Here is a 3,518-nt window from a genome sequence, read left to right on the forward strand (position 1 = left end):
GCGGGAAAGCGCGCCGACATCTGGGCGCAGATGATCACCTTTACGGAGATTTCCGCGCTCTGCGTGGCGGTGGAGATCGTGGTGACCGTCTTCAAGCAGCGCGCGCCCGGTATGTCGCTGGACCGTATCCCGCTATTCGTCTGGTCGATGGTGGTGACGGCCTTCCTGATCATCATGGCGATGCCGGCAATCATGGTCGCGAGCACGGCGCTAATTCTCGACCGCCTGGTGGGGACGCACTTCTTCAATCCGGCGCAAGGCGGCGACGTGCTCCTGTGGCAGCACCTGTTCTGGTTCTTCGGCCACCCCGAGGTCTACATCATCTTTCTGCCGGCGGTCGGCATGGTTTCGACTTTGGTGGCGACCTTCGCGCGGCGGCCGGTGTTTGGCTATCTCGGCTTGGTGGCGTCCCTGATCGCGACCGCCCTGCTGGCGTTCGGCCTCTGGGTCCATCACATGTTCGTCGTCGGCTTGCCACGGCTCGGCGAGAGTTTTTTCACCGCGTCGAGCATGGCGATTGCGGTGCCGGCGGGCATCCAGATCTTCTGCTGGCTGGCGACGTTGTGGGACGGCCGGCCGGTGTTCAAGACACCACTGCTGTTCGTCATCGGCTTCATCGTGACCTTTGTGCTCGGCGGCCTGACCGGCGTGATGGTGGCCTCGGTGCCGTTCGATACGCAGGTGCACGACACCTATTTCGTCGTGGCGCATTTCCATTACGTACTGATCGGCGGCGCGGTCTTTCCGCTGCTCGGCGCCATCTATTACTGGTTCCCGAAGATCACTGGACGGATGATGAGCGAACGACTCGGCCGCTTGGTGTTCTGGCTTATCTTCGCGGGCTTTCACCTGACCTTCTTCCCGATGCACATCCTCGGCCTGATGGGCATGCCGCGGCGCGTCTACACCTACCAGCCGGATCTCCCGTGGGCCGCGCTGAACATGCTCGTCAGCCTCAGCTCCGTCGTTCTGGCCGCGGGGTTTCTGGTGTTTTTCATCGACGTGTTCCGCAGCGCCAGGTCCGGGCCACCGGCGGGCGCCAATCCCTGGGGTGCATTCACTTTGGAATGGGCAACCAGCTCGCCGCCGCCGCCTTACAACTTTGCGCACCTCCCTGTGGTGGACAGTCGCGAGCCGCTGTGGGCGGAGCGTGACGACTTCCCCGTCACCGGCGGCCTTCGTACCGATCGCCGCGAACTCCTGGTCAACAGCGTGGTCGCCGCCGAGCCGCAGGCGCGCGAGTCGTCCGTCGGGCATTCGATTTGGCCGTTGTGGGCTGCCATCTCGACCTCGGTCATGTTGATTTGGTCAATCTTCTCGCCTTGGGCGGTGGTGTGGGGATCGATCCCGGTGGCGGTCACGCTGATCGGCTGGTTCTGGCCGAAGGGTACCCCGGAGGAAGAAGCATGAAAGCGGTCGTGACCATCGACGTCGCCGATTTGCCACTGCACGGCATGGGTTCCAAGAGTCCGTCCTGGTGGGGCACCGCTGCCTTCATGCTGATCGAGGGCACCGGCTTTGCGCTGGCTATCATGGTCTATCTCTACCTGATGAGCGTGGCACCCACCTGGCCGCTCGAGACGAAGTTGCCTGACCTTTGGCCGGGCACGCTCATGACGATCGTGTTGCTGGCCAGCGTGCTGCCCAACATCTGGGTCGCGCGCGCCGCCGAACGCGGTGATCTTCGCAAGGTGCGGATCGGTCTGATCGTGATGACCGTTGCCGGTATCGTGCCCTTGGTGATCCGGCCGTTCGAGTTTCCCGCCATGCACATCAAATGGGACGGTAACGCTTACGGATCGGTGACGTGGATGCTGCTCGGCCTGCATACGACCCACTTGGTCACCGACTTGATCGAAACCATCGTGCTGGCCGGCCTGATGTTCTCGCGACACGCGGACAACCCGAGGCGCTACGGCGACGTACAGGACAATGCGATGTATTGGCATTTCGTCGTCCTGACGTGGTTGCCCCTCTACGTGTGTCTCTACTGGGTTCCCCGGCTATGAACCGCCTGGGTCACACAATCGGTTGGTGGGGCGCGCCGTCGGTCTGGGCGTTGAACACCGAACTTGGCCAGACGCTGCCTTACGTCGACTGCGTCACGCGGCATTCCTGGAGCGGCGTGGCGACGGTGGTCACGCTCGCAGTGGCGATCGCCGCGTCGGCATGGTCGGCGCGTACTGCGCGACAACTGGCCGGAACGGAGCGCTTTGTTGCCTTGTCGGGAAGCGGAATCAGCTCGATCGTTGCATTCGCGGTTGTGCTGCAAGGCGTCGCTACGTTGGTGGTGGATCCATGTATGCGCTGAGGATCATATTGTTAGCGGCGCTGCTCGGCGGGGGGCAAGCGGGAGCGCATGGCATCGGCGATGACGCGGCCGGCGTGGAATGGACCTTCGATCCCTGGGTCGTGGTCCCGCTGGCCTTGTTCGGTCTGCTCTACGCACTCGGCACTATGAAGCTTTTGAAACGTGCGGCGCGCGGCCAGACGGCCTTGTGGGGTCGGTTCGCCTCGGGAGCGACCGGCGGATTGACGTTGGCCGCGGCCCTGATGTCGCCGTTGCACTGGCTCGGCGAACACATCTTCACCTTCCATATGATCGAGCATGAAATCGTGATGGCCGTCTCGGCGCCGTTGCTAGTGGCCGCGCGGCCTCTTGCGGCGGTGATGTGGGGTCTGCCACGCCGGGCGCGGCGCCTGATGGGGGCGGGGGTCACGGCGCGGACGATGCGTATGGCATGGGAATGGCTGACACGCGGCGCCAGTGCCAGCATCCTTCATGCGATCGCGATCTGGGGCTGGCACGTGCCGGTATTGTTCGATGCCGCAGTGACGAATGCCGCGTTGCATCGCCTCCAGCACTTCAGCTTCTTCATTACCGCGGTGTTTTTCTGGTGGTCGGTACTGTGGCGAAGCAAGCGCGGCGTAGCCGCATGGTATCTCTTTGTGACGATGATGCACACCGGCGTCCTTGGCGCACTGATGGCACTGGCCCCGCGCGTGCTTTACACCATGCAGACCCGGGCGGCGCAGTCCTGGGGGATGACCCCGCTTGAAGACCAGCAACTTGCCGGCATCGTGATGTGGATTCCGGCGGGCACCATCTACGCGGGCGCAGCCCTGACAATGGCCGCGCTGTGGATCGCACGATCGGGACAGTCACTAGCGAGTGTTCATCATGCACCTTCCTGAACGCCACCGATGGACCTGGGGTGCTGCGGCGGTCGTCCTCGCGGTCGCCGGCACTGCCGCCGGGACGGCCATCAGCAACCAGCAACAGAACGACGCGGTCGCATTGGCCATCACCGGCGGAGATGCATCGCGGGCGCCGCCGCTGCTGCGCCGCTACGGCTGCGGCGGATGTCACACGATTCCCGGCATACCCGGTGGCGACGGTCAGGTCGGCGCGCCGCTTCAGAACATGCGCAACCGCGTCTACGTCGGCGGCGTGTTGCCGAACAATGCCGACAACCTGGTCAAATGGATTGTTTCGCCCACGACCTTCAATCCCGCTT

The 3,518-nt window shown here is 63.8% G+C and carries 5 protein-coding genes; all 5 read left to right on the plus strand.

What is annotated here, in order from left to right; genetic code table 11:
• On the plus strand, nt 1-1,410 hold a 1,410-nt coding region (locus JWR89_RS11715), incomplete at its 5' end, for a cbb3-type cytochrome c oxidase subunit I (RefSeq protein WP_299716012.1).
• The gene (locus JWR89_RS11720; protein ID WP_299716015.1) at nt 1,407-2,009 is read left to right on the plus strand and encodes a cytochrome c oxidase subunit 3; all 603 of its coding nucleotides are present in this window, start codon (nt 1,407-1,409) and stop codon (nt 2,007-2,009) included. The genes JWR89_RS11715 and JWR89_RS11720, both read left to right, overlap by 4 nt.
• Before the next feature lie 50 nt (nt 2,010-2,059).
• Nucleotides 2,060-2,311: a hypothetical protein gene (locus JWR89_RS11725; RefSeq protein WP_299716018.1), complete on the plus strand. Its 252-nt coding sequence runs from the start codon at nt 2,060-2,062 to the stop codon at nt 2,309-2,311.
• Nucleotides 2,299-3,195 (plus strand): cytochrome c oxidase assembly protein, encoded by an 897-nt coding sequence (locus JWR89_RS11730; protein ID WP_299716020.1) that lies wholly within the window; start codon nt 2,299-2,301, stop codon nt 3,193-3,195. The genes JWR89_RS11725 and JWR89_RS11730 overlap by 13 nt, the downstream gene beginning before the upstream one ends.
• On the plus strand, nt 3,182-3,518 hold a 337-nt coding region (locus JWR89_RS11735), incomplete at its 3' end, for a cytochrome C (RefSeq protein WP_299716022.1). The genes JWR89_RS11730 and JWR89_RS11735, both read left to right, overlap by 14 nt.

Origin of the sequence: Tardiphaga sp., assembly GCF_028290785.1 — a bacterium.
Classification (GTDB): Bacteria; Pseudomonadota; Alphaproteobacteria; order Rhizobiales; family Xanthobacteraceae; genus Tardiphaga.